Origin of the sequence: Thermomicrobium sp. 4228-Ro (assembly GCF_026241205.1) — a bacterium.
Taxonomy (GTDB): Bacteria; Chloroflexota; Chloroflexia; order Thermomicrobiales; family Thermomicrobiaceae; genus Thermomicrobium.
In genome coordinates this window covers 76,731-102,505 of the sequence record NZ_JAPFQM010000001.1, presented here as the reverse complement: position 1 = coordinate 102,505, position 25,775 = coordinate 76,731, and the positions used below count along the sequence as shown (strand labels likewise).

At 65.9% G+C, this 25,775-nt stretch carries 22 protein-coding genes; 21 read left to right on the top strand and 1 reads right to left on the bottom strand.

Annotation, left to right across the window (positions count from 1 at the left end):
* The first annotated feature begins 8 nt into the window (after positions 1 to 8).
* Entirely contained in the window at positions 9 to 464 is a 456-nt protein-coding gene (locus OO015_RS00620) for a hypothetical protein (RefSeq protein ID WP_265938784.1), read from the top strand.
* A 13-nt stretch (positions 465 to 477) separates the two neighbouring features.
* Here the strand turns inward: OO015_RS00620 and OO015_RS00615 are convergent, their stop codons facing one another.
* Complete coding sequence (locus OO015_RS00615; protein ID WP_265938782.1) at positions 478 to 933, bottom strand: helix-turn-helix domain-containing protein; 456 nt, start codon at positions 931 to 933, stop codon at positions 478 to 480.
* Positions 934 to 1,025: 92 nt separating this feature from the next.
* Between OO015_RS00615 and OO015_RS00610 the strand changes: the two genes are divergently transcribed.
* From OO015_RS00610 to OO015_RS00515, 20 genes are all read left to right on the top strand, one after another.
* On the top strand, positions 1,026 to 1,340 hold the full coding sequence (locus OO015_RS00610) for a hypothetical protein (RefSeq protein WP_265938781.1): 315 nt from the start codon (positions 1,026 to 1,028) through the stop codon (positions 1,338 to 1,340).
* The gene (locus OO015_RS00605) at positions 1,337 to 1,921 is read left to right on the top strand and encodes a hypothetical protein (RefSeq protein ID WP_265938779.1); all 585 of its coding nucleotides are present in this window, start codon (positions 1,337 to 1,339) and stop codon (positions 1,919 to 1,921) included. The genes OO015_RS00610 and OO015_RS00605 overlap by 4 nt, the downstream gene beginning before the upstream one ends.
* Positions 1,888 to 3,432 carry a terminase large subunit domain-containing protein gene (locus tag OO015_RS00600; RefSeq protein WP_265938777.1) on the top strand — a complete coding sequence of 515 codons (1,545 nt, stop codon included), beginning with the start codon at positions 1,888 to 1,890 and terminating at the stop codon, positions 3,430 to 3,432. Before OO015_RS00605 ends, OO015_RS00600 begins: the two co-directional genes overlap by 34 nt.
* Before the next feature lie 13 nt (positions 3,433 to 3,445).
* Complete coding sequence (locus tag OO015_RS00595; protein WP_265938775.1) at positions 3,446 to 5,371, top strand: hypothetical protein; 1,926 nt, start codon at positions 3,446 to 3,448, stop codon at positions 5,369 to 5,371.
* Positions 5,372 to 5,382: 11 nt separating this feature from the next.
* Positions 5,383 to 6,534: a hypothetical protein gene (locus OO015_RS00590; RefSeq protein WP_265938772.1), complete on the top strand. Its 1,152-nt coding sequence runs from the start codon at positions 5,383 to 5,385 to the stop codon at positions 6,532 to 6,534.
* Between the two features lie 22 nt (positions 6,535 to 6,556).
* On the top strand, positions 6,557 to 7,006 hold the full coding sequence (locus OO015_RS00585) for a hypothetical protein (protein WP_265938770.1): 450 nt from the start codon (positions 6,557 to 6,559) through the stop codon (positions 7,004 to 7,006).
* Positions 7,007 to 7,028: 22 nt separating this feature from the next.
* On the top strand, positions 7,029 to 7,388 hold the full coding sequence (locus tag OO015_RS00580) for a hypothetical protein (RefSeq protein WP_265938768.1): 360 nt from the start codon (positions 7,029 to 7,031) through the stop codon (positions 7,386 to 7,388).
* A gap of 13 nt (positions 7,389 to 7,401) precedes the next feature.
* Entirely contained in the window at positions 7,402 to 8,118 is a 717-nt protein-coding gene (locus OO015_RS00575; RefSeq protein ID WP_265938766.1) for a hypothetical protein, read from the top strand.
* 156 nt (positions 8,119 to 8,274) lie between these two features.
* Positions 8,275 to 9,300 carry a M23 family metallopeptidase gene (locus OO015_RS00570; protein WP_265938764.1) on the top strand — a complete coding sequence of 342 codons (1,026 nt, stop codon included), beginning with the start codon at positions 8,275 to 8,277 and terminating at the stop codon, positions 9,298 to 9,300.
* Positions 9,301 to 9,331: 31 nt separating this feature from the next.
* Positions 9,332 to 15,982: a DUF3293 domain-containing protein gene (locus OO015_RS00565; protein ID WP_265938762.1), complete on the top strand. Its 6,651-nt coding sequence runs from the start codon at positions 9,332 to 9,334 to the stop codon at positions 15,980 to 15,982.
* Positions 15,983 to 16,058: 76 nt separating this feature from the next.
* Positions 16,059 to 16,739, top strand: coding sequence for a hypothetical protein (locus tag OO015_RS00560; protein WP_265938760.1), 681 nt, complete (start codon positions 16,059 to 16,061; stop codon positions 16,737 to 16,739).
* A 33-nt stretch (positions 16,740 to 16,772) separates the two neighbouring features.
* Complete coding sequence (locus tag OO015_RS00555) at positions 16,773 to 17,735, top strand: phage major capsid protein (RefSeq protein WP_265938758.1); 963 nt, start codon at positions 16,773 to 16,775, stop codon at positions 17,733 to 17,735.
* A 57-nt stretch (positions 17,736 to 17,792) separates the two neighbouring features.
* Entirely contained in the window at positions 17,793 to 18,095 is a 303-nt protein-coding gene (locus OO015_RS00550; protein ID WP_265938756.1) for a hypothetical protein, read from the top strand.
* Positions 18,092 to 18,586, top strand: coding sequence for a hypothetical protein (locus tag OO015_RS00545; protein WP_265938754.1), 495 nt, complete (start codon positions 18,092 to 18,094; stop codon positions 18,584 to 18,586). Before OO015_RS00550 ends, OO015_RS00545 begins: the two co-directional genes overlap by 4 nt.
* A 13-nt stretch (positions 18,587 to 18,599) precedes the next feature.
* The gene (locus tag OO015_RS00540; RefSeq protein WP_265938752.1) at positions 18,600 to 19,631 is read left to right on the top strand and encodes a hypothetical protein; all 1,032 of its coding nucleotides are present in this window, start codon (positions 18,600 to 18,602) and stop codon (positions 19,629 to 19,631) included.
* An 18-nt stretch (positions 19,632 to 19,649) separates the two neighbouring features.
* Positions 19,650 to 21,476 (top strand): hypothetical protein, encoded by a 1,827-nt coding sequence (locus OO015_RS00535; RefSeq protein ID WP_265938750.1) that lies wholly within the window; start codon positions 19,650 to 19,652, stop codon positions 21,474 to 21,476.
* A 2-nt stretch (positions 21,477 to 21,478) separates the two neighbouring features.
* Positions 21,479 to 22,021, top strand: a complete 543-nt coding sequence (locus tag OO015_RS00530; RefSeq protein ID WP_265938748.1) for a hypothetical protein — start codon at positions 21,479 to 21,481, stop codon at positions 22,019 to 22,021.
* 24 nt (positions 22,022 to 22,045) lie between these two features.
* Positions 22,046 to 23,788: a hypothetical protein gene (locus tag OO015_RS00525; protein WP_265938746.1), complete on the top strand. Its 1,743-nt coding sequence runs from the start codon at positions 22,046 to 22,048 to the stop codon at positions 23,786 to 23,788.
* A 173-nt stretch (positions 23,789 to 23,961) separates the two neighbouring features.
* Entirely contained in the window at positions 23,962 to 24,378 is a 417-nt protein-coding gene (locus tag OO015_RS00520; protein ID WP_265938744.1) for a hypothetical protein, read from the top strand.
* Between the two features lie 42 nt (positions 24,379 to 24,420).
* Positions 24,421 to 25,764 carry a hypothetical protein gene (locus tag OO015_RS00515; RefSeq protein WP_265938742.1) on the top strand — a complete coding sequence of 448 codons (1,344 nt, stop codon included), beginning with the start codon at positions 24,421 to 24,423 and terminating at the stop codon, positions 25,762 to 25,764.
* Positions 25,765 to 25,775: the final 11 nt, after the last annotated feature.

Here is a 25,775-nt window from a genome sequence, read left to right as displayed (position 1 = left end):
GGGAGCTGGTGCCACGATTCCGCAAGCGACCCATCGTCGTCGAGGCCACCAGGATCACCGAGCCGATGGCGATAGCGACGCCGGAGGGGGTGATGCAGGCGCGAGCTGGCGACTGGATCATCACCGGTATCGCCGGGGAGCGCTATCCCTGCCGCCACGACATCTTCGTCGCAACTTATGAACCGGTGGACGAGGAGGCTGTGCGGGCACTGGCTGCTGACGATCCCGGTACCAGAAGGGCAGATGACCGCGAAAACGACTCGAGCCGACGACTCAGCGGGGTAGCCCTGCAGATCTGCGAGGACCTCGAGGACGAGTGCTGGGGAATCCGGCGCGAGGTCCTGGATGGCGTCCTCGACGGAGACGAGGCGCTCCGCGAGATCTGGCGCCTGCTCCGGAGCCAGATGGCGCTGGTCCTCGACCTCCTGCGAGAAGCGGAGCAGGACGCCGAGGGATCGGTGTGATGCGCCTCGCTCCTCATCGCCGCTCCTTGCGCGGGGAGATCAGCTCGAGGAACCAGTCGGGAAGCGCGCTCTTCTCCGGTGACCAGTACGAGACGATGGGGCGCAACTGGATCGCCAGGGTATGCTGGTCCTCCGGAGACAACTGGCGGGCCAGGTTGCGCAGTTGCTCCAGGTGCTGGTGCAGCTCCGGATCGAGACCAGCTGGGACCTCCTCCGGTTCCCAGAGACCGAGCAGGACACCCATGGCGACGAGGTCGATACCGAAAAAGCGAGCCAGCCTGGCGAGGTCGTCGAAGGCGGGTTTGGGGATCTGGCCTGCTTCCAGGCGGTGGATCGTGTGGTAGGGGACACCGGAGCGGCGAGCCAGCTCGTGCTGGGACAGTCCATAGTGCTCCCGGAGCTGGCGGAGCACCTTTCCGAATTCGACGAGTTCCGGTGGTACGCGCTTCCCCCGCTGCTCTTTCGCCATCGGGCTCCCCCTTTTCCTGAGTTTCCCGCAATCGGTACGAGAGTCCTTCCCTTCCCTGGTACCGATTGTAACAGGATTGTGCGAGGTGTGCTGTGAAGCTGTTTCCGGCTGCGGGATGGTTCGCGGTCTACGCGTTACCGCGCCAGCCGTACCGACTGATCCTCCCTCTGACCTTCTGGGCTCTCGATGGTGACACCCTGCGGAGCATCGTGCCGCGGGAACCGGTGGCTCCCGAGGGAGCGGATGCCCCAGGTCCTGCCCTGATCTGGGGCGACGCGGTACCGGGTGCGCTCCTGCTCGGTTACTACCACCAGGAGTTCACGCCGAAGAGCCAGATCCAGCAACTGGTCGAGGAGGCGCTGGTGCAGGGAGCCAAGATAGCGACTAGCCGGGAGGAGACGGTATGACGGTACAGATCTACGGAGCCAACCCGGGGACCAAGGAGTACCTGCGGCGGCAGAAGGCGCTGACCGATTTCCTCGCCATGGGTCCGCGGCGCAGCGTCGAGGGACTCTGGCGGGAATACGTCTCTCGGCGTCGCCGCGACCCCGATGGGAGCCTCGGTCTCCGGCGAGACATCCCGACGACGAACAAGGAGCTGCTCTACCGCTGGTCCAAGGAGGACCGGTGGTACGAGCAGGCCCAGGCGTATGATGCCGAGCAGCAGGAGCGGGAACTCCGCAACCTCTCGACCCTGCGCGGGAGGGTACTGGAGGACCTGGCGGTCCTGGCACCGCTGGTCCTGGAGGAGTTCGCGTCGTTGCTCCGTGAGGGGAGACAGGAGATCAAGCTCAAGGCCATCGAGACCTGGCTGGACCGGGTCGGCATCGTGAGGCTCTCCACCACCACGATGACGCGAGAGATCTTGCAGCAGACGGAGCAACGCCAGCAGCAGGAAGCCGAGATCCTGGGAGCGATCCCGCCGGATGACGCGTCGGAGGAGGAGTGGGCACGGTGGCTAGCTCGTCTCCACGAGGCCGGGTCCTGATCCCGGACCACCCGCCGACGCTCAAGGAGCGCGCCCTCTTGACCGTCCAGGCGCAACGGGATCCGATGCTGCGCGAGGAGATACGGCGGCGTTGCCGCGAGGACCCGGCGTGGTTCTGCAACTTCGCGCTGTGGACCTTCGATCCCCGCGAGCTGGAGAGCGGGACGAGCCCGCACATCCCGTTCATCCTCTGGGACTACCAGGTCGATCTCATCCACTGGTACGAGCAGCGCTATCGCAACCAGGAGGACGGGATCGTCCTCAAGAGCCGCGACATGGGCGCGAGCTGGGTGGCGATGGCCTGGCTCCTCTGGCACTGGCTCTTCGACGAGGGCTTCCAGGCGCTCATCGGGTCCCGCACCGAGGATCTGGTGGACAACCGGCTGGTCGACTCCCACTTCGGCAGGATCGACTACATGCTGGAGCGCCTGCCGACCTGGCTCAAGCCTCAGGGTTTCCTGCCGCGGAAGCACCGTTTCCACATGAAGCTCCTGAACCCCGAGAACGGGTCGGCCATCAAGGGGGAGTCCTCGCAGGGGAATTTTGGACGCCAGGGGCGGTTTTCCGTCATCTTCATCGACGAGCTGGCGCACTGGGAGAAGAATACCCAGGAGCGAGCCTGGCGCTCCGCTTCGGAGGCCACGAGGTGCCGGATCGCGGTGTCGACGGTCAACGGTGCGGACAACCTGTTCTGGCGTCTCTGGGAATCCGGGCAGATCCCGCGGGTCCAGTTGCACTGGCGGTTGCACCCGCGCAAGGACGAGAACTGGTACCAGCGGCAGCTGGAGCGGAAGACCCGCGAGGAGATCCTCCAGGAACTCGAGATGGATCCCTACGTGGACCAGGGCGATCTGGTCTACCCGGGGTGGCAGGGGGTTCGCCGGGAGCGCCGCGACTACGACCCGAATGCGCTGCTCTACTGCAGCTGGGACTTCGGATTGGACACCACCTGCATCATCTGGTGGCAGGTGGATCGAGAACGCGACGAGGTGATCTGTTTGGATGCGATCCAGCGGCGCGACACGCCGGTGGACTGGTTCATTCCCTTCGTCACTGGGGAGCTGGATCCGGAGCGCGAGCACCTCTACACGGAGGACGAAAAGGCCAAGATCCGGGCCCACCAGCGCTGGGCGAGGCCGATCCACTTCGGTGATCCCGCGGGTGGCAACCGCCATGCCGGAACCGGGCTCTCGGTCCTCGACATCCTGAAGCAGCACGGGATCTACGTCTTCACCAATCAGAGGGCGCGGGATTACCTGACGCGCAAGCAGATGACCGAGATCGGGATCCGCCGCGTCGTGGTCAACGTCAACCCCGGTGGAGCGGTGGATGCCTCCCTCGTCGACGAGGCGATGAGCCGTGCACGGAGAGACGACAGGGGAAGGCCCATCCACGACGGGACCTCCCATCTCCGGAGCGCTGTCGAATACTTTTTCGTCAATCTCCCACCGTTCCGGCGTCTGGAGCGTCCCGAACCGGTGATCCAGCGCATGGCCTACGATTCCTGGTGAGGAAGGAGGGCACATGGTTCTGCCCCCGCACCGACAGGACGAGAATCCGGAGGGTCTCTGGCGCATCGCCGAGGGTATGGCCGAGGTCCAGGAGCTGCTGGAGCCCTCGACAGCGGAGGAGGAAAAACGTCCCCGTCGCCGCAAGCCGAATCGGGAGCAGATCCAGACGCTGGTCCAGCGGACCACCGAGTTCTGGGCGCTCCGGGACCAGCGTATGGACGAGGACCTCGCCCTCTACCGCATGAGCGAGGTTCCCCAGGGGGAGGGGGAGGTCGTCATCCGCAACATCCCCTGGGTAATGGTGGAGAAGGCCTCCTCGATTCTGTCCAAGCAGTTGCCATCCATCGATGCGATTCCGCCACAGAATCGACTCCGGGAAGCCGCGCAGGCCATCGAGGACTTCCTGCGCTATGCCTGGGAGATCTGGGACCGGCGCTGGATGCAAGCGTTGCACGGTCCTCTGCTCCGCGATATCGCCCACTTCCTCTGCCTGCGCGGCTGGGTGACCATCCGGATCTCCTACAACGCTGACGCTCCAGCGGGGGAACTGCCGGTGGATCTGCACGTCTGCGATCCCCGTCAGGTCTACCCGCAGCTGGGCACCAACGGGTTGCGCTACGTCGTGCACCGCTACTGGGCGACGGTGGGGGAGATCCTGGACGAGTGGCCGGAGGCCGAGAAGGCGCTCAAGGGGCGAGACGAGGAAGATATCGTCGAGGTCGTGGCCTACTACGACGACTGGTGGCACACGCTGGAGGTGGACGGGATCGAGATCAAGCCGCCGACGGAGCACGGCTACGGCTTCGTTCCCTGGATCGTGGCCACGGGTCTCGGAGCCCCCATCCGGGCTACCACCCGTGACCAGCAGCACTGGACGCAAGAGGTCGGCGTCAGCATCTTCCACGGGATCAAGCGAGCCTACCGACAGCTGAACCGCTTGGTCTCCCAGCTGGCGACGGAGGTGGCGCGAGTCGCCAACCCGCCGACGGTGTACTACTACGATCCGGCGCGTCCCGACAACCCGCAGCCCATCAAACTCTCGGCGGGAGCGACGAATTTCCTCTACTTCGACAGGGAGCGGGTCGAGGTCCTGCAGGTGACGCCGAGCCCGGCGAATGCGGCCCCGGTGATGCAGGCGCTCCTGGACGACGTGGAGAAGGGTGGCTTGCCGGGTGTTCTATGGGGTGTCGGTCAGGGGTCGGGTTTCGCGCTGACGCTCCAGACCGACGCAGCGATGGATACCTTGCACCCGCTCACGCGGGTGCTGGAGCAGGTCATCGAGCAGGTGAACCAGCGCGCCCTGGAGCTGATCCGCGACCTCCACGACGGCCCTGTCGGCTACCTGGTGCGCGATCCCTTGACGGGTCGCCTGGTCGCCGGGAACGCGATCACGCCGGACCTGGTCGCGGCGGTGGGAACCCGGACCGTGGCACGGTTCCGCAAGGTGGCACCGCGTGACCGGGTGCAGATGGCGCAACTGGCAGCGCTGCTCACCGACAAGAAGTTGATCTCTCTCGAGACGGCACGCGACGAGTTCCTGGGTATCGAGAATCCCCAGCGCGAGAACGAGAGGGTGCTGGCGGATCTGGCCTACCTCGATCCCGAGGTCACGCGTGAGGTCCTGGTTCCCTGGGCGCTGGCTCGCACCGATCCGGTCCTCTACGAACTGTGGCGACAGGCCAAGCTGCAGAAGGAGATGCGGGAACAGCAGAAGCAGCAAACGGGTCCGCCTCCTGGTTCCGAGGCACCCGCACCGGCACCGAATGCGGCGGGGAACGTTCCGCCTCCGCAGGTCCTGCCGCCGCAGCTGGCGACGCTGATGAACCTCTTGCGGCACTCGCAGGCCTCGGTAGCTGGCGGGCAAGGTGAGGAAGCGCCGCCGGGTGTCGCAGGAGTGGAGCCGCTGCCGGGAGCGGGGGAGATCCCGGGACTGGTGTGAGGAGGTAATGCATGCCGACGACGATGGCACCGATCACGGCGAGAGAGACGGGGAACTGGTTGCGCTGGCTCGCCGAGCAGATGGGCGCTGGCGCGGTGTCGTTGGCGGGGCGCGTGCACCAGGGAGCATCGGCTGCGCTGCAGGGACTGAACGTCGGTCTCAGCTACCCCGGGGCCTGGCTGACCTCGTTCCTCACCGGCGAGCCTGCCGAGGTACCGGAGTTCCGTCCTTACGATCCCTGGAGCGACCCCACCTTCGTCGCTGCTCAGCGGACCATGGGTCGTCTCCCGGCGGTCCAGACCGCTCCCTCCCCGCCGCGGGCCTCGCCGACGGAGCCCTTCGCGGCGCAGCCGGTGCCGGATCAAGTGTTGACCGGTCAAGCTGCGTCACTCGCGGATCTCCAGCAACGGGGCATCCGCCCCACCTACGCCAAGCAAAGCGAGCCTCCTCCGACCCGGCGCGTCCCCACCGGTGTCCAGGGTAGCCAAGCGCTGCTCTATCAGGAGCGGATTCCGGTGACGCCGGTTCCGGACCAGATCGTGGCGGGTATGGCACCCACCATCGCGGACCTCCGCAAGATGGGTCTGGAGCCGACCTACTTCTTCGCTCCTGCCGAGGTGGTAGCCAACGCGGACCGACCACTCATCGGCAGCTCGCCGCCGAATGTGGGCAAGGCTACCGAGGCCCTGGCAGCCGGGCAGCCGATACCGGACCAGGTCCTGCTGGGGTATTACCCGAGCCTGGAGGCGATGCAGGCCGTGGGCGCGCAACCGACCTACGCGCTCTGGAAGCTCTACCAGGACCGCGGTAGCGCGGGTACGGCTACCACTCCCTCGACAGCAGCGACCCGTCCTCTGCCCAGCTGGTTCGACGTCTACCGTCGGCAGCAGGACGTGCTCGACGTCCTGGGCGTCACCACCGAGAGGGGGCAAGCGCTGCGACTGGCAGCCCGGCGCGCTGCCGAGACGCCGGGGGCATCGGTGGCGGAGCTGTACTGGGAGCAGGGGATCGAGCCCTTGCTCCGCCGGTACGGGGTGAGCGCGGAGGAGATGCAGCGCAAGCGGAAGGAGCTGCAGGAGCTGGAGCGAGAATGGCGGAGTTACGGGCAACTCCAGGACTTCGCCGAGTTCCTGTGGGACGTCGGTTACGACCCGTTAGCCTAGATAGCCGAGAGGAGGCGTAACTGTGGCACTGGTACCCGTGGGTCCCACTTCCGGCGCGAATCCCTACCTGATCAACATGACGCCGGGGTTGCAGAACCAACTGCTCTCCTCTCCCTTCATCCGCTGGCTGCTCGAGAACCAGCGGATGCTGAACGCGGAGGGGACGTTCAACCGCTTCGCCACCATCCTGCAGGGGATGCTGGAGCAGGGCGCGCAAGCCGGTCTCGCCACTCCCTCTCCCACCGGTACTCCGGCTCTGGCCACGACGACGATGGCTGGAGCCCCCGGCATCTCGATGGAGCAGGCGAGTGCCGACTACTTCCGGAACCTGACGAAGCAGCTGCAGACGATGCTCGCCAATGCGCGACGGCTACAGCCGTACATGTTACCACCCGAGATCCGGGATCGGGTGTGGCCACCCGAGACGCGGATGATCCCGCCGTCCCCGATGGTGCCGGGGAAACCGTACTGATCTCGCGAGGAGGTGAGGGGCCGTGGCCAACTACGCGGTACGGCTCCCCCGCCTCTCCGCGGTAGAGTGGGCAGGCCAGGTACCGCTCTACTCCATCTACACGCGAGGGTACCTCGAGCAAGAGCCGCAAGCGGCCTACGAACTCTGGTTCCAGCAGCTGGCTCCGAGCCTCGCGGAGCGCTACGGTCTGGAACGTCTCTTCGAGACGATCTACCGCGGTTACCAGGCCCGCAGCGCTCTCGAGGGACCGTATGCACCCGACTGGGTGGAGTACCTGAGCACGCTGGATCCGAACCGGTTCCTGGCCAGTCTCACGCCGCAGATGCGGGGAGTCGACTTGACGCGCTACCAGCGACCACTGCGGTGGTTCGCGTTCACGTAAACAGGAGGAGCAGATGCCGGGATTCTTCGGTTCGTCGTGGTACAACCCATACGACCCGCGTGCTCTCCAGGCCGGAGCCCAGGCGCAGCAACAGAAGCAACAGATGTACCAGGAGATCACCGGCGCGGGGAGGCCGGTGTACGGGAGCCAGTTCCAGGTCAACCCGCGTGGTGCGCCGCTCTTCGGGCCGATCACGGGAAACTTGTTCCAGCAGGGTTTCTTCTACGATTACCCGACGGCGGCGGTGACCCAGCGCCTGGCCGAGATGGGGTTCTCGACGCATGTGACGAATCCCTTCACACAGTACGCCGTCGGCATCGCACCCGGGCTACGCAAGTTGTACGACATCCTGAACCCGCCGACGGGGGATCAGGAGTCGCAGCTCGCTGGTTTCCTGGCGTTTGCACAACAGGTTCCGCAGCTTCTGCTGGGACCTGCTGGTAATCTCGCAGGTACGCAATTCTCGCGCCGGGCAGTCGGGCAGGCATTGCGAAACTTCGCACCCGGCGAGCAGTTCGGGGATTTCACGGAGCAGTACCAGCTCGTCGACGACATCCTCCAGTACATCGGGTCGCTGTGGATGACGCCGACCTGGCAGCGGATTGCTCGCCAGGACCTGCAACAGAAGCTCGATGACTACCACCGCTACATGGCCAGTACCAACGGACAGGGTATGAGCTTCCTGGAGTTTCTCGTCGGTACCGGCTTCGTTGACCGCTACTTCGGCTGATCCTGACGGGGTGTCACCATGTTGTTCCAGGACCTCGCTGGTCCGGTCCTCCTGACCAGGGAAGAGGGTGCGAACTCCCTGTTTCCGATGGGTCCTTCGGGAGTTCCTCATCGCATCCACGTGTTGCCGTTGCTACCGCTCTCGCGGATCCCACTCATGCGGTACGATGCGGCATACGGGATCCGCAGTTTCCTGGCACCGGTGTCGCGGTCCGCGATCACCTACGACCTCGCCTACGGGATCCGGAAGCGGCCAGACGATCAGCTCCGGCAAGCGCTGCTGACGGCTGCAGCCGAGAAGAATCCCGCCCTGAACAAGCTTCCGTCGGGTGCTGCCGAGTACGGTGCCGATATCGGCGGTGTCCTGCAGTGGAAACCGCTCCTCCAGGAGGCGGAGCGGCAGTTCGGGGTACCCTGGCAGGTCCTGGGTGCCATCATGGCCATCGAGAGCGGCGGCAACGCCAAGGCGAGGTCGCCTCAGGGAGCCGTGGGCCTCATGCAGATCATGCCGAACTATCATGCCGGGAGAGCGGCCAAGTACGGCGGTGACCTGTGGGACCCGAAGGTCAACATCTTCACGGCAGCGGATCTCCTCTCGGAGCTGTACCGGCGCTACGGATCCTGGGATAAAGCCGCCGCGGCCTACTTCGGGGCCATCGACGCCAGCGGGAATGTCACGGGTGCCCGCGACGCCATCGGGACCTCGGGTTACGACTACGTCGACAAGTTCCGCAACACGCTGGCGAAACTCCAGCAGCTCGAGCAAGCCGGTGGCAAGGTGGTACCGGGCAGCGGGTGGTCGATCTTCGGTGGTGCACGGTTCCCCATCACGCAGGAATACGCGAACTACAACCCGTCGATGTACAGCTCCGGGTACCACACCGGCATCGATATCGGAGCGCCCAGCGGCACGCGCCTGTACAGCCCCTTCCGGGGGACCGTGGTGCAAGCGGGCTGGAACGGTGGCTACGGCAACTCCGTGACCATCAAGCTGGATGACGGCAAGGTGCTGATCCTCGGGCACCTCTCCTCGGTAGCGGTTCGCCCCGGGCAGCGCGTGGATGCCGGAGCCTTCCTCGGTCTCTCGGGCAGCACCGGATACTCGACGGGTCCGCATGTCCACGTGGAGATGCGGGACCAGAGCGGGAAGATCATCGACCCGCGGAACTACCTCATGTTCTGATCCGACGCTAACGAAAACGGAAGGAGGGGCGATGGGGGAACTGGAACGTCGCCTCTTCCAGGAGGCTCTCTCGCAGGTGCGCGGTGGGGCCAGCGAGCCAGGTGGGGAAGAGCCAGCTCCGCCGGTGACGCGCCTGCAACCGTCGGCACCGAGGCTGCCGAGCTTCGTCGCGCCGAGACCCGCTGCACCGGTCTCGCCGATGGGTGCCGGTAGCGCTCCGGTAAACCCGGTTTTACCGCTAGGAACGCCACCAGCAGCTTCCGCGGCCAGCGTGCAAGCGGAGCAGTCTGGAAAGAATCCCCTGGAGGCTGCGCTCTCGGCGGCGGGCTGGATCCTCGACGTCGGCAACAAGTTCGTCACGCGCCCCGCTCTCGGTTGGTACGTCAAGCAGATCTCGGCGGATCCGCGGGTGCGCGAGGCCGAGAGCTACACCCAGGCCTGGAACATCGCCATGGAGGGGCACCCCTGGCTCAAACTCGCCTCGGAGATCCTCCTCGACCCGATGAACCTGGTGGGCGTGGGACTGGTCGGTAAGCTCGGCAAGGTGCCGAAGGTGGCGCGTCTCTTGGAGTCCTCACCGGCCCTCGCCAAGGCTTTCGACGTCGCCACGGCTACCGACGAGTTGCTGGGACGCGTGCAGGTGCTGCCGGTGACGGTTCCCTTGGCTGGTCTCCGCCGCGGGGCTCGGGTCCTGGAACGGATCACCGGGAAGCCGCTGTTCCAGAAGTCGGCTGCAGCTAAGCTCCGCGAGAGCGTGAACCTGTTCCGGCGCGCACTGGAGGAGGCGGAGCAGCGTGGCGTACCCGACCTCCTGGCACCGGAAGGAGACGTGGCGCGTCTAGCGCGGGAGGAGTGGGCGACTCGCCTCATCGGCCAACCGAGGGAACGGGTGCGCGATCTCATCCGCAACGTCGACAGCGTGAGCCTGACGCGGGCTTGGGATGCGCTCTCGCGGGAGGCCCCGCTGCGCCCCGAGGCAAGGGAACCGCTCATCGAGGTGAAGCGGGAACTCCTGGAACGCGGGTTGCTCCAAGAGGTGCGCGAGGGGAACCGCATCACACTGCGTCCATCGGAGCGGATGCGCGTGCACCTGGAGCTGGACGACACCTTGCTCACGCGGGAGTTCCCGGCTCCGGCTCGCGAGGCGCTGCACCGCATCCTCGACTCGGTAGCGGTGGGCATCTTCGCGCAGAATCCCGAGAAGTTCAAAGACCTCGACGAGGTCTACGCGATGATGAAGGTGCGCCCTACCTTCGAGGAGACGCAGCGCGGTGCCTCTAAGCTCTTCCAGACAGTGGAAGAGGTCACGCGGAAGATGCTGGAGGATCCGAACTACGTCCCGGAACATCCCGACGAGGAGCTGGTGGCGACAGCGCTGCAGCACCTCAGTCACCCACCCGATGCGGTGGAGCGCTGGCTGGAGCGTCTCCGGGCCGGTTCTGCAGCGATGGGCGAGAAGCTCGCCAAGGAGGCCGGTGCCTGGTATCGGGATGCGGGTGCCTGGTTTTCGCGGCTCTTCCCGCGAGGAGAGGGCCTGCCCGAGGAAGCGATCCAGCGGTTGGCGGACCCGAGCAACGTGGATCCCGCTTACCGTCGGGCCGTCTACCTCTCCGAGGCTGAAGCCAAGCGCCTCAACGAGGTCCTCAAGGAGATGGGATACCGGTTCCGGTCTACCGAGGCGATACCGGAACCCGTCTTCCGCGAGGCGATGGCGCGCATCGGGGAGGTGCCCTACCGCCCACCGAAGAAGCGTTCCGTCAACCGTCTGACCGGGGTGACCAAGTTCGTCATCCCGGAGCAACCGGTGAACCCGCTCCTGGATGCGGCGCGGGTGCTGGGGATCACGCGGGTAGACCGGGTGGATCCAGGGCTGGCGCAGCGGCTAGGTATCGACCTCACCCGCGTGGACCAGGACGGCTACCTGGTTCCCGAGGAGGCCTCGAAGCTAGTGCGGCATCTCCTGGAGAGCCGCGATGTCCGCGACTTCGCGCTGGCGGCGTGGGCAGCCGGTGGCAAGGGCGCGAACCCGCTCCTCAATCTCCGTGCCGTCGCGGGCTGGCTGGACCAGCTCTCCGAGGGACGTCACCCGGCAGGGATGCTGCAGACCGGTTTCGACGAGTTCCGGCGTTTCCTCTTGCTGGGTTTCCCGGGCCTCTTGCCGGACAGCGCCTTCGCGGATGTCACGAATTTCGCCGATCCGCTGGGCAGGAGGGCACCGGACCTGGGGCGACTGGTCCCCAAGCCCGGGCAACCGTCGCCCTACCTCGACAAGCTCATGAACTACACCTGGGTCGTGGACCGCTACGCGGACATCTTCGACAACGCGGTAGCGATGCGGCGAGCCGGGGTGCCGGAGGAGGAGGTCCTCGACTACATCAAGCGCGCCGAGCAGGAGATCGAGGCGGCAGCGCTGGACCGCTGGGTCCGTCGCGACATCGCGCTCCTCTCCGGTGTCCCCTACGAGGAGGCAGTCGCCGAGGCCGAGAAGGCAGCCTCTCCCATCCGGGCCGTCTCGGAGCGGGTCATCCTGCGCGAACTCTGGCGGCACGTCAAGCGCGACCCGGTGCTGTCCAAGCTCTACCCGAACCTGGCGGCGCTGCAAGCGGGGTTGTGGCAGATCATCCGCATCGAGGGAGAGGGGGTGAAACGGGGTCTGGGCGAGGTGGTGCGGGCACTGCTCCAGGGTGACCGCAGCGGGATCCAGAAGGTCCTGTCGAGATGGGACCTCTGGATGCCCAGCGACATCGCCACGCGGGATTCGCAGATCCGCGAGACGCTAGCTCGCGTCGCGCAACGCGGGGTCCTCCGGAACGACGATGCAGCGGCCATCATCGATGCCCTCTACCCGCGACTCTACCAGGCGCTCCAGCGGGTGCGTGGGTACCTGGAGCTGACGCCGGAGGGACCGGTGGTCTACCTGGCTCCGCGAGCCGATATCACGACGTTGCCGCATGAGCTGGCGCACTTGCTCCGGTACGCCTCGCGAGGAGCGGGTATCTTCGCCGAGAACGTCGCACCGCAGGAGGAGGCGTTTGCGCGAGGGTTCGAGAAGCTCCTGGCTACCGGCGAGGTCCCGGAGCCGCTGCGCGGGACACTGGAGCGCTACCGGCGCGTCGCCGAGGTCGCCTACCGGCGCGGTCTCCCCCGCGAGTCGCTGACGCCGGAGGTGGCGCGGGAGCTGTTGCAGGACCTCTCGCTCCCCGCTGCTCCCGTACCGAAGCGGCTCCGCGAACTCTTGCAGAGCGGAGACTACGTGGTCCTGACCTCCGACAAGACGGGGCTGCCGGAGGAGGCACTCCTAGAGCGTCGCCAGCAGCTCCTCGAGGACCTGCGGAGCCGGGGTTACGAGCCGATCCCGGTGCGAGGGCGCTACTCGGAGGAGGGCGTCGTCGAGCACTCGTTCCTGGTCCCGGGGATGCGGGAACGGGATGCGCTGGAACTGGGTGCCAAGTACGACCAGGAGTCGGTGCTGGTAGGGCGCAAGGGGCTGGTCTACACCAGCGGACCCTATCGAGGGCACGTGGTGCAGGCTACCGGGGAGACCTCGATCCAGGGACCGGAGCGGTTGTACTTCACCGAGGTCGACACTCCCGAGGGTGTCGTCAAATTCTCGGTGCGGCTGGACGACGGGACCTGGCCCAAGGATTTCACGGTAGAGCCGGGAACGGCGGTCCCGGCGACGCCGGAGCAGCTCGAGGGAGCGGAGACAGCGGCCCGCGAGTCCATCCAGCGCGCTCAGCGGGAGCTGGAGCAGCAGCGGCAGCGACAGGAGATCTGGGAGGAGGTCCGTCCTCGCAGCGAGGAGGAGATCCGGAATACGCTGCGGGAGATCCGCAAGACGCGCCGCCTCGTCTACGAGACTGGTGATCCGAATCCCGTGGTGGGTGGACGCCGCCTCTTCGACGCGCAGGGGAAGGGTCCCCTCGACTTCAATCCACGCATGAAGGGTGCACTCTTCGACAAGGCGGTGCGTTACGTCCTCTCCGGCAACGAGTGGGGCCCGGGTATCGAGCAGATCCTGGGGCGGGTAGGGCCAGACGGGAAGTTGCGGAGCCTCTCCCAGCGCGAACTCGGGCACCTCGAGTGGCTGCTCCAGAAGGCTGGCGTCCTCGGCCCCGACACGGGTCTCGTCGTCAAAGCCCGCTTCCGCAACCAGCTGGCGCAGGAGGTCACCGACGAGACTACCGGCGAGGTGGCCCGTCTAGTAGCGAAGAAGCCCGGTCCGACGGTCCGTCCACTCCAGGTGGAGGACCTCCGCGAGGTCCTCTCGCAGATCGCTGCCGAGGAGCGAGTGCCGGATACGCACCTCGAGACGCTGGCGGAAGTACTGGGCAGGACCTTCGGGAACGAGAACCAGCCGCTGGCGGCAGCAGCGCTCTGGCTGCCGCACCTGCGTCCTCGCGTCGTGCAGGCGCTCCGGGCCCGGACACCGGGGGAGGCACGCAACCAGGCAGCAGCCCTGCTCCGCGAGGTCGGCGATACCTGGGCAGCCTTCGGAGTCCGCTTCCCGGTAGCGCAGCGACTCCTGGACCGCTTGCTCCCACGCACCCGGCGTTTCCGCGGCAACGTGCAGGGGGAGCTAGCGCGCAGCTGGTACGGGAGCAGCTTGCCCGACGAGCTGGTGCGGGTGCTGCGCGAGGCCGGTGCACTGCCCCGCGTCCAAAAGCTGGAGCAGAGCTTCCAGGAGGCCCGGAGGGCGCTGGAAGACATCGCACAACGCCTGCGGGAACGGGAGCCACTGGCACCGGATCTCACCGCTCCGACAGCGACGCTCCGCGACGTCGTCGAGGCGAGACGGTTCGCCGACGAGAACCAGCGCCGAGCTATCGACAACTTCCTCGAGATGGTGGGCGTGGATCCCGACGAGGTCGCCGAGGGCACGCTGGAGCGCACTCTCCGCGAGACGCGCCGGGAGGCGCTCATCGAGAGCTACGCCGACGAGATGGCGCGCAAGCTCGGGGTCGGCAAGGACCCAGCGGTAGTGCGCGCTCTCAACCGGATCGCGCAGATGCTCCCGCTGCGGGCCTGGCGCGAGCAGGCGCTGCTCACCCCGCGGTACCACCTGCAGAATATCCTCGACTCGACGGTGAAGGCAGCGCTGTACGGGATCAACCCGGCGGTAGGGCGCAGCGCGTTCACCGTCGCGGAGCGACTGGGCATCCCGGTCCCGGATTCGGTGCTCTGGAGGCCGCAGACCACCGTCTGGGAGGAGTTCGCCTCTCCGGAAGCGGAGACGGCGCTGGGGACGATGCTGGGGCGGTTCTCGCGGCGGCTCGGTGCCGGTGCCGAGAAGCTGGTGCAGTTCAACCGGCGTATGGCGCAGGCGGTGGAGTCGAGCTTCCGCAGCGCTGCCTGGCTCACCGAAACCCTGCGCAACCTCCGGGAGGCGAGACCAGCTTTCGATGGACTGGTGCGCCAGACGCTGGGGAACCAGCGCGGCAACCGTCTCCTCCGGATGCTCGATGCCACCGAGCACGGGGTGACCTTCTCGGTGCGGCAGCTCGAGGAAGCGGTGCGGCGGGTCGGCGGTACCCCGGAGCAGGCCGCGGAGCTGGCAGCGGCCTGGAGCCGGGTGCAGGCGCAGGCCTCCAGCCGCGGCGAGGAGCTAGCGCGACGCCTCTTCTTCGACTACGGCGACGAGAGGAACATCGAGAGGTGGTTGGGAGTTCGCGCCTGGGCACCGTTCCACTTCTGGGCCACCCGCAACATTCCGTTCTATCTCGAGACCCTGGGGCAGCACCCCTGGCTTCTGCGGGCCTGGGAGAGCTACCACCAGATCGCCGAGGATGAGCGGAAGCGCCTGGGATTGCCGGGACGGTTCACCGATACCATGCCGGTACCGCTGCTGGGCTGGCTCTTCGGGCCGGGAACCGCGTATGCCAATCCCATGGTCGCGCTCTCCATCGCCGACCAGCTCAAGTACCGGTACGTTCCCGACGACGCGCCGCTCCTGGCGCGCTTGCAGGCGCAAGCCTCGCGGATCGGCTTGGGTCTCGCGCCCTGGGCGGAGATTCCGCTAGGGGTCTCGGGAGCGCTGGGCGAGGACTGGGAGCCGATGCGGATGCTGCGACACTCGGGCCTGGTGGCGCAGACCACGGGTCTGGACGTGGAGCAACCGATCCGCGAGGGGATCCGGAGGCTCCGCGGCCAGCCGGAGACGCTCACCGGTTCTGCCTACACGGACTATCTCGTCAAGAAGCGGGTCCTGGAACTGTCGGTGGAGGATACCGGCAGAGCTGCCGATCCAGCCTACCTGGCGGCCCTGAACGATCCGACCAACCCCATCTTCCAGCGCGCCTGGAACGATGTCCGTCGGCAGTTGCTGGGGCAGGAGCTGGTGGGGATGACGCTCCCGGTACCGGTGAAGTTCCTCCCCGAGACGGAGCGACGCATCCGGGAGGAGCGGGCACAGCTCCCGGAGACCGGAGAGCTACCGCGGGGCACCCTGAGCGAGCTGGCTCGGCAGGGGTGGGTCGGTGCCGCCTATGCGCCGCTCTCCTGGAAGCCGGGGCCGGAGCAGCTGGTGGCCAAGGTACAAGCGTTGCTGCTCCTGCCGCCGGGAGTGCAGGAGCAGGTCATCGAGAGTGACCCCGAGTTGCGGCGCTACTTCGAGTGGGTGCGGCAGCGACCTCTCGGAGTGAGCCGGAGCCCGGAGTCCTACTGGTACGCGACGCAGCGTTAGGAAGCGGAAGGGGAGGGAGGCGATGTCCTCCCTCCCGCTCACCGTAGCGGAAACGCGATGAACCGAGGAGGGAAACATGGACGAGATGACGTTCCCCACCGTCACCGGGGGCCAGGAGCCCGAGGAAAGCGCGCAGCTTCCCCTCGAGGATGCGGGTCTCGCTGGAACGGGTGCTCCCGATACGCCGGAGGAGCAGGAGGCTGCCCTGGGAGAGCAGGAGGCAGCGGACCCCGAGGCGTACCGGAAGCGTGCCGAGGAGTGGGAACGACGCTTCAAGGGGCTGCAGGCGCGGATCCAGCGCGAGGTGGAGGCGCGCCGAGCCCTAGAACTGGAGAGAGCGCGCCTGGAGGCGCAGCTCCAGCAATTCATCCTGCAGCAGCAGCTGGAGCAGGTCCCTGAGGAGGAACGTCCTCAGGTGGCGCAGCAGATGTACGCGGATCTCATGATGCAGCAGAAGGCTGCGCAGCTCTCGTATGCGGAGCAACAGCTGCAGGAACTCGCCAAACATCTGGTCGTCATGACGCTAGCGCAGCGGTACGGCGTGCCAGCTGAGCGCCTCTACCAGATCAACGATCCCTACGCCATGGAGATGGTAGCGCGTGAGCTGTCGCAGATCCGGCGGCAGGCTGCCAAATCCCAGCGGAAAATGACCCAGGCCGACAGGTTCGAGGGGACTGCTGGCGGGGCCGGTCCACGCCAGCCGGAAACCTTCGATGAAGCGGTGGAAGCTATCGTGAGGTCGCTCCAGGGACGCTGATCGCTGTGCCCATGATGCATCGGGAGGGGAACGATGCCGAGTCCGCGAGTGTACACCACGACGGGTGCACTCACCGATCTCGCCAAGGTCTTCCGGGAGCACTTCGAGAAGCCGTTCATCCGCGCTCTCGGGGAGAAGGTGACGCTGGTCAAGCTCTTCGGGACGAAGAGCGGCACCGGTCACGAGGCGCAGTGGATCGTCCACTATGACCGCAACAACAGCGCCGTCTTCTACAAGGAAGACGACGCCATCGCGGATGCGGGGAAGCAGGCCTACGAGAGGGCGCGCAAGCCCTACAAGATGGCGCGGATCACCTACGGGGCTTCGGGTCTCGCCATCGCTGCCACCAAGTCGGATGAGGCCGCGCTGGTGCGCGTCCTGGCCGAGGAGGCGCGACGAGCCTCGCTGGACCTCCTGTACAAGATCGACGGGCATCTCTTGAACATCAACCCCAACGCGGTTGCCGACGAGTATGCCCGCGTCGAGATGGACTCGCTGGGCGACATCATCCGCGACACCGGGGTCTACGCCACCATTGACCGGACCACTGCTACCTGGTGGCGGAGCGTGGTCCTGGCCAACGGTGGCACGGCGCGTGCTCTCACCATGGGGCTCTTCCAGCAGATGCGGGCCCAGCTCGAGGCACCGCCCCGCGAGGCGGAGATCTCGTTCATCCTGACCAGCCGGGTCCACTTCGACCAGTACGGGAACCTCCTGGAGGACCGGCGGCGCTGGGTGAACGTGACCAAGGCTGACGGTGGCTTCGAGGCGCTGGAGTACGACTCGATCCCGGTCATGGTGATCCCGCGCATGGCACCCGGTGCCATGTTCTGGATCGACAAGCGTGACTGGAGCTACGAGGTGCTCCTGCCCTTCGAGACGGATCAGGTTCCGGTGAACACGGACCGCGAGGAGTACGTGATCAAGACCTACGCCAACCTGATCTGCCGTCACCCGGGTCGGCAGGGTGCCATCCGCGATCTCCAGACGACGTGATCTCGCGGGGAGCGGGGGTGATTCCCCGCTCCCCTCTCCACCTCCATGGGGGTGACCATGCCGGTCTACGTGTTTCGTTGTGCTGGTGGCTATCGCTTCCTCGTGAAGCGTCCCATGTCGGAGGCGGGCAAGCCGCAGCGCTGCGTGTGCGGGAAGGAAGCGCAGCGGGTCTTCACGAGTCCAGTCATCGTGATGCGCCCTTCCAATTATTCGGCCTCACCGACGGATCCTGCCTACTGGCAGGGGATTCATGAAGACCCGCAGTACCTATCCTGCCAGATCGCACCGACGCGGGACGAAGAGGTCGTCACGGAAACGGAGCTGCGGGAGTTGTGCAGCTCGGCGAAGGAGGAAACATGAGCATCCGCATCCAGGAGCAAGCGCCGGTTCTCGTCTCGCAAGGGGTCACGGTTCCGGACCCCTCCAAGGTCGGCAACCTGCGTCTCGACGACATCCTGTTCCGCACCGAGGAGCCGGTGCGGACCCAGCTCCTCCGCGCTTGGGTGGACGCAGATCACCTGGGCGACGGCAGGGTGCGCGTCGCACCCGCCTCGGGCAAGCCGCTCACCATCCGCTGGCAGGGACGGGAGTGGATCTTCGGTCCCGAGGGACGCCGGATACCGCGTCGCGTGGCCATCGATCTGCTGCTGAACTTCGGGGAGCAGGGTCTCTATCGTGGACGGGACCAGGCCACCGGTTTCACGCGGCTGCAGTGGACCACGCTCAAGCCGGAGGTGCGTGCACTCTACGACGAGTCGCAGATCGTCTTCTTCGACGACTACCTGACCCATGTCGTGGAGGCGGAGGACTCCGGAGAGGTGCAGCAGGAGAAGAGCAAGAAGGCGAGCTAGCGGAGGAGGGGTCATGGAGGGATTCATCGGGAGCGACCTCACGGTAGTCGCGGACCTTCCGGGGACCGGGAGCGTCGTGGTGACGGCGAGAGACTCCCTCGGGGAGGTGGTATCGGGGCTGTCGGCCCTCCCTCTCGGAGGGAACCGTTTCGCGGTAACGGTCCCGGCGAGTCGCGTGACGGTTCCCGGGCTCTGGGAGGTGACGTTCACGCGAGGAAGCATCCAGCGGGTCATCCCTGCCTTCGTCGGCAACCCGAGTCCGGTTCCGATGGTCTCCCTCTATGACCTCCTCGCCCAGGTGGCCTCGCAACATGCCCCGGTGATCGAGGGGGAGATCCGCGACGTGTCTCCGGATGGAACCGTTCTCGTCGATGAGACGCTCCCTGGCGGGAGCGATACCTGGGTGCAGCACCGTGTCGTCATCCACCCGGAAGACGACATGGCGAATGGTCTCCTGAGCCGCGTCGTCGCCTCTTCGAGTGGGGGAGCGCTGACCCTGGTCTCTCCCTTCCCGGCTCCGGTGGTACCGGGAACGCGGTACCTCTTGCTGGAGATCGCTCCCTCCGAGGTCCTGCGTGCCATCCGGTCCGCTGTTGCCGAGTACGCCAACCTGGCACGGGTTCGCCTGGATGCTCCGAGGATACCGGTGAGCGTTTCCTCGGGGTCAGAGAGAGGGGTGGCAAGCATCCCTTCCGGCTTCACGCATATCTACGAGGTGCATACCGAGGAGGGTCTCCTACCCGACGATGCCTGGTCACCGGCACCGGGGCGGAAGCTGTTGGTTCCCTCTGAACTCAGCGAGGTTCTCCTGCGCGGCCTCGGCCCACTGACGCCACCGGTGCAGCCGCACTCGCGTCTCCCTGTCGAGCCGCTCTCGCTGGTGAGCCTCGCCTCGGTCTTCTTGCATGCAGCCCGGAGCCGCGGCCCTGGCATCGACGTCGAGGAGCACCTGCGTCGCCTCATGGTCGCGCTCCAGGTAGCGGATGGATCGCTCCACCGCCTGGTGGGCCGGGTCCCACACGGTGCCGTCGCGGTTCTGCCGTAAGCAGGGGAGGAGGGAGAGATGGGCCAGACCCGCGAGGGTGTGATCTCCCTCTACGGCGTCAACTACCCACTCGCGCAGCGCCCCTTGATTCGCCGGGGCATCACACCGTTTCCCCAAAAAGTGGTGACCGGAGACTACCGTCGCAGCGACCACGTGGTGGAATCGGAGTGGGTCTCCAGCGATTTTACCGGTGGTCTGGGGGTACTCTTCGCGGACCCGACGCGACACCTGGACCGCTACTGGTTCGGGAGCCTCGATGGGCGTTATCGGTACCTGACGCTCCCGCCCCTGGTGGAGAACCGCGGTACGCTCCCCGTGGTGCAACGGTTCTTCAGCTTCGCGGACCGGATCTATGCCATCGCAGCCGAGACGCTGTACCGCTGGGAGGAGGGGACGCAATCCTGGAGCAACCTGGGAGCGGTCTCGGGTGCCTTCAGCGACGTCGCCATCTACGATGGGAAGATCGTCATCCTGACGACGACTGGCACCTCGGTCTACGATGTGGACCTCGCGAGCTGGACCCACGTACCGGGTGCCGGTGGCTTCGCTCTCGGTGTCTGGGACGACAAGCTCTTCCGGATCGACATGCAGAACCGGATGTGGTGGACCATCGATCCGACGGATGGCTCCTCCTGGCAGCCTGGGGGGAAGTTCCCGGCTCCGCCGGGGTACACGCGGCAGATCATCTCCTACTTCGATGCCGCTGGCGATATCGTGCTGCACGCGGTAGCGAGGGATGGTCTCTATGCCTACGACTTCGCCTCCCGCCGCTTCTATCCCACCGGTCTCCAGTATCCCGAGACGGATCAAGTGGGGAGGGCGGCAGTCTGGCGCGGCGAGCTGTACGTTCCGGTTGGATTGTCCATCTACAAGTACAACACGAATGCCGTGACCGTGGTGGGGCCAGACAGGGATGACGGCCTCCCGGCGCATCTCTCGGGAAGAGTGCAGCAGGTCGTGGCGGGGCATGGTCTCTGGTTCGCCGTCATCGCAGTAGCGCGGGAGGCGGGAGGTGCACCGGCCCCGGAGACCGGTCTCCCGATAGAGGCGGCGCTCTTCCCAGGAGTCTCGGTGACGGGAGCGGTCCTCATGAGCCCGGGTATCGCCTTCCACCTCTTGACACAGCGGATCGGGATCGCGGAGATGGGGGATGTGGCAGCGCTCTCGGGGAACGGCACCTATCGCCTCTGGGGCAGCGACTCGCTGGGTGTCTGGTCCGTTGACCTCCCTGTCGGTCTCCACAACCCACTCCAGAATCCGACGCAACGATACGCAGCCGAGGGAGCGCTCATCACCGCCTGGTGGGATATGGGGTGGTCGGAGCTGGACAAGCTGGCCCTCGGGATCGATGTGGATGCCGTGGTGCCCGAGGGATGCGAGGTCTCCGTCTACGTGGGCTGGGATTATCGCGAGGATTGGGATTACGTGGGGAGCGTCACCGCTACCGGGAAGCGGCGTTTCCGGATCGGTGGCATCCAGGGTCACCACTTCCGTGCTGCCCGTCTCCTCATCGCGATGCGTCGCGGTACTGACCCCTCGGTAGCACCGCTGCTCCGGAGTTGTGTCCTGACCTACCTCCGCGTACCGCGTCTCCTCTGGGGGTGGGAGGTATCCCTCCAGCTGACCGATCCCCTCTGTCGGGAAACGGTGGGGGTGCCAGCGCATGAACTGATCCGGCGTCTCGAGGAGGCGGCGACGTCGCGAGGAGCCGGAACCTTCCGGTACCATGACGAGGGCGGGACCATCGAGAGGCGCGTCTTCATCACGGAACTGGTGGCCAGCGAGGTCCAGGGACCGCGGCGCGAGGGTCGGTATTCGGTTTCCCTCATCGAGCTGGAGTCCTGAAGATGGCGAAGATCTCCTCGAAACTCCCTCGTCGCGGCAAGATCCCGCGCCTCCCTGGGATACCACGGGAGCCGCGTGGCTTCGGGAGGAGCGAGGCGTCTCTCATCCCGCGAGGGATGCGTGGTCTGGAAGAGTTCCGCATTCAGGAGCCAGCGGGAGAACCGCCGCTCTGGTGGCGCGAGCAGTACCCGGGTGGTACCAAGCCCGAGTGGGCAGTCTTTTGGGCCCTGCTCCGGCTGGGGTACCAGCCGGAAGTGGATTTCTTCGTTCACGCGCAGCTCCCGGGGGTGGGGCGTAGCTTCTACTCCCAGGTCGATTTCCTCTTGCCTGACCTCGGCATCGCCATCGAGGTCAGCGGCATTTACTGGCACTACACGCTGGGGTCGGAGAGGCAAGAGCGGGACCTCTTCCGTCTCCTCTACTTCGCGGAGCGTGGGATAAGGGTCATCTTCATCGACGAGGATGATGCGCTCCGCGACCCACTCTACTACGTCAAGGAAGCACTGCAAGGGCACGACCATTCGAAGTTACGTGCAGCGGTGTGATGCCTGCTGTCGGGAGGAGGGACGATGGCGGTTCTGGTCTTCAGCGGATATGCCTTCCGAGAGGGTGCACCTCTCGGAGGGGTACGTGTCCGTGCCTATCCCGTGAATGCGGATGGGAGCTTGGGTGCGAGTTTCGTCGAGACCAGCAGCGCCTCCGGTACGGGTTACTGGGAGTTGTCGGTAGATACCGCGACGCTGCCCTCTCCGACGGGTCGCTACGATATCGAACTCCTGGACCCCGCTACCAGTAAGGTCCGCTGGATCAAGAGCGGGATACGCTTCCAGGTCCTCTCGCTCTTCGGCCCCGGTGGAGCTTCGCCCCTCGCCGACGGATCAGTGACGACGTCCAAGATTGCCGACAGCGGGGTGACCACTGCCAAGATCGCCGATGGTGCAGTCACGGCTGCCAAGATTGCCGACGGAACCGTCGTCGCTGCCAAGATCGCTGACGGAGCAGTGGGAACTGCGAAGATCGCTGATGGTGCAGTCAGCGACGCCAAGATCGGGAACCGTACTCTGGATCAAGGGACCGCGGCTGCCTACGCGAACAGCGGGAGCCTGACCCAGATCCTCTCCTGGATCGCCAAGCGCCTCAAGGAGATCCTGGGTACCACCAACTGGTCCGATGCAGTTCCCATCACCCTGTCCGCTCTGGCCAACCACGCCAGCCGTCATGCGTCGGGAGGTCCTGACCCCCTCACGCCGGCGGCTATCGGGGCAGCGACAGCTGACCATACGCACCCCGTGGCCACGGCCTCGAGTGCCGGTTTCATGAGCGCCCAGGACAAGAGCAAGCTGGACTCGCTCTCGTCGTCGTCTGGCCTCATCAACTACGGCAAGGTCAGAATCGGGACCACTGACGTCGCAGCGACGACGGGGAACGATACGCTGACGCTCTCGAGTTCCACGACGCAGCTCACGCTCACTCCCGACGCCACTGCCAAGAGCGTCACCCTCGCACTGAGACAGGGGTCCAGCTCCGGTCTCGATGCGGACCTCCTGGATGGTCAGCATGCCAGCGCCTTCGCCTCGGCGACTCATACCCACGCCAACGCGACGACGACTGCCGCTGGCTTCATGAGTGCCTCCGACAAGAGCAAGCTGGACGGAATCCAGGCGGGGGCGGAGGTCAACCAGAACGCCTTCTCTAACGTGGCCGTGGGGGCTACGACCATCGCTGCTAGCAGCAAGACGGATACGCTGCAGCTCTCGGCTGGAACCAATATCAACCTCTCGGCCAACACCAGCACCAAGACGGTCACGATTGCCGTGAATGCGTCAGGTCTCAATGCGGACCTCGTGGATGGATACCACGCGGGGAACGCGAGCAACCAGGTCGCGGTATCCAACGGGACCGTCTGCACCAGCCTGAACGCCGACCTCCTGGACGGCTACCATGCGAGCAGCTTCGCTTCCGCGGCGCACACGCATCCCAACTACCTCGATACCGGTGGTGGGACGTTGACCGGTGACCTCACCATCGGCGAGGGGAAGAACTTGTACCTCCGCGCCGGGAGCAGTGCCGCGACGGACCCGGGGGACCTCATCTTTCTGGACTCCTCGGGGAACGAGATGGGTCGTATCTGGGTTCCACCCGGTGGGGGACGCCTCCTGGGACGGGTCGGTTCCACCGGTAGCGGAGACGATCTCGTCCTCTACCGGAGTGCGAATAACTATACCGGTGGCCGGATCTACGTGCAGAGCACTGCTCCCACGGATGCACGCGCAGGTGACCTCTGGATCGACACCGGCACTGTTCTCGGATAGGAGGGGGCCATGCCGCAAGCTGGCTACACCGGACCCTGGTCATCCTGGGAGTGGACTGGGCTCAACTTCGAGAACCAGATCTGGTCAGAAAAGATCGTCATGCCGGAGGCGGGTGTCATCACCGGAGCGGGTGTGTATGTCGGTGGCCGCGGCGGCCCCGTCACGGGGAACATTTGCGTCTGGGATTACGCGGGGAACCTGTTGCGCTCCGTCTCCGTCGCCTTCCCGACGGGCAGCGACAGTACCGGGGGCAGGCCTGGACGGAGATCAGCTTCGATCCCTTGGTCACGCAGGCGGGCTGGGAGTACTACGTCGGCTGGTGGCGTGATCCCAACAGTCAGGCGGTCTGGAGTTACGGGAGCGGTGGAACCCACTACCACAAGACTGCCACGGGGGGTGTCAGTACCGCGACGGGTGGCTCTGCCCATGCGGGGAAGATCGGAGCTTACCTGGTCTACAACCGCGGCAGCGGCGTCAAGCGATGGGATGGTACCAACTGGGTCAAGCACCCCGTGAAGCGCTGGGACGGGACACGTTGGGTTTGGCACCCCGTCAAGCGCTGGGATGGAACCCGGTGGGTGACCCATTGACGGCTCCGCGAGGAGCTGCTGAATCCTGAACGGGAGAGGTCCATGGCCGAGGAGACGTTTCAGCGGGTGATCCCTCGCGGCACGCGCCTTCGCCAGCTCCTGGACGTCGAGATCCCCGGTAACCCATCGGATGGGTCGCTGTTGCTCTGGGATGCAGCACAGGGGCGCTGGGTAGCGCGTCAGCTCACCGTTCCCGCACATACCCACGTACCGGCGGAGATCTCCCCGCAAGGGGCCGGTTCGGGGCTGGACGCGGATCTCCTGGATGGGCAACATGCCAGTGCTTTCGCATCGGCATTCCATAGCCATCCCGATGCGACCACGACTGCCGCTGGCTTCATGAGCGCAGCGGACAAGAGTAAGCTGGACGGGATCCAAGCCGGTGCCGAGGTCAACCAGAATGCCTTCTCCAACGTGAAGGTCGGGACTACGACCATCGTCGCGACGACGAAGACGGATACCGTCGAGCTGGTCGCTGGGTCCAACGTGACGTTGACTCCCGATGCCACCAACAAGCGCGTCACGATTGCGGCATCGGGTGGGAGCAGCGCGAATAGCTTCGGCGTGGTGCAGGTAGGGAGCACCAACGTGGCCGCGACGGCTCCCGGGGATACGGTAAAGCTGGCGGCGGGGAGTAACGTTACCCTGACACCGGATGCGACGAATAAGCAGGTGACAGTGGCGGTGAGCCCGCAGGGTTCCGGCTCTGGCCTGCATGCAGACCTTCTCGACAGCTATCACGCTGGCAATGCTTCGGGTCAGATCCCGGTATCCAACGGGACCGTCTGTACCAACCTCAACGCGGACATGGTGGATGGCCTCCACGCGTCGGCTCTCCAGAACCAGAACGCCTTCTCCAACGTGAAGGTCGGCACCACCACCATCGCTGCCTCGGCGACGACGGATACGCTGACGCTGGCTTCCGGGAGCAATATCAGCCTCTCGGCGGACACCACCACCAAGACGGTCACGGTAGCGGTCTCGCCACAGGGATCGGGGTCCAGTCTCCACGCGGATCTCCTGGATGGATACCATGCGGGGAACGCCGCGAGCCAGATCCCGGTGTCCAACGGTACGCCCTGCACCAACCTCAATGCTGACCTCGTGGACGGCTATCACGCATCCAGCTTCCTGCTCACCAGCGGTGGTTCCATCAACGGAAACCTCTCCGTCTCGGGGTACGTGACCATCGGGAACCGCCCCCTCTTGATCCGCGGGAAGAAGACATCGCAGAGCATCGCAGCCTCCACGACGACGGTGGTGAGCTTCCCGGATGCCGTGAGCTTGACGGGAGCTGGGAGCTGGAACGCGACGACCAACGTGTATACCGTCGGCCTCGGGGGGGCTCTACCTCGTGGTCGTAGCGGTCTTCCTCAATGGTGCTAGCGGTGGCGGCA

Bases quoted from the DNA above. Each gene is read 5' to 3' on its own strand.
- OO015_RS00550 (WP_265938756.1), top strand. From the start codon at position 17,793: ATGCCGGTCTACGTGTTTCGTTGTGCTGGTGGCTATCGCTTCCTCGTG.
- OO015_RS00570 (WP_265938764.1), top strand. From the start codon at position 8,275: ATGCGGTACGATGCGGCATACGGGATCCGCAGTTTCCTGGCACCGGTG.
- OO015_RS00605 (WP_265938779.1), top strand. From the start codon at position 1,337: ATGACGGTACAGATCTACGGAGCCAACCCGGGGACCAAGGAGTACCTG.
- OO015_RS00555 (WP_265938758.1), top strand. From the start codon at position 16,773: ATGCCGAGTCCGCGAGTGTACACCACGACGGGTGCACTCACCGATCTC.
- OO015_RS00560 (WP_265938760.1), top strand. From the start codon at position 16,059: ATGGACGAGATGACGTTCCCCACCGTCACCGGGGGCCAGGAGCCCGAG.
- OO015_RS00615 (WP_265938782.1), bottom strand. From the start codon at position 933: ATGGCGAAAGAGCAGCGGGGGAAGCGCGTACCACCGGAACTCGTCGAA.
- OO015_RS00525 (WP_265938746.1), top strand. From the start codon at position 22,046: ATGGCGGTTCTGGTCTTCAGCGGATATGCCTTCCGAGAGGGTGCACCT.
- OO015_RS00545 (WP_265938754.1), top strand. From the start codon at position 18,092: ATGAGCATCCGCATCCAGGAGCAAGCGCCGGTTCTCGTCTCGCAAGGG.
- OO015_RS00590 (WP_265938772.1), top strand. From the start codon at position 5,383: ATGCCGACGACGATGGCACCGATCACGGCGAGAGAGACGGGGAACTGG.
- OO015_RS00515 (WP_265938742.1), top strand. From the start codon at position 24,421: ATGGCCGAGGAGACGTTTCAGCGGGTGATCCCTCGCGGCACGCGCCTT.
- OO015_RS00540 (WP_265938752.1), top strand. From the start codon at position 18,600: ATGGAGGGATTCATCGGGAGCGACCTCACGGTAGTCGCGGACCTTCCG.
- OO015_RS00565 (WP_265938762.1), top strand. From the start codon at position 9,332: ATGGGGGAACTGGAACGTCGCCTCTTCCAGGAGGCTCTCTCGCAGGTG.
- OO015_RS00575 (WP_265938766.1), top strand. From the start codon at position 7,402: ATGCCGGGATTCTTCGGTTCGTCGTGGTACAACCCATACGACCCGCGT.
- OO015_RS00530 (WP_265938748.1), top strand. From the start codon at position 21,479: ATGGCGAAGATCTCCTCGAAACTCCCTCGTCGCGGCAAGATCCCGCGC.
- OO015_RS00595 (WP_265938775.1), top strand. From the start codon at position 3,446: ATGGTTCTGCCCCCGCACCGACAGGACGAGAATCCGGAGGGTCTCTGG.
- OO015_RS00535 (WP_265938750.1), top strand. From the start codon at position 19,650: ATGGGCCAGACCCGCGAGGGTGTGATCTCCCTCTACGGCGTCAACTAC.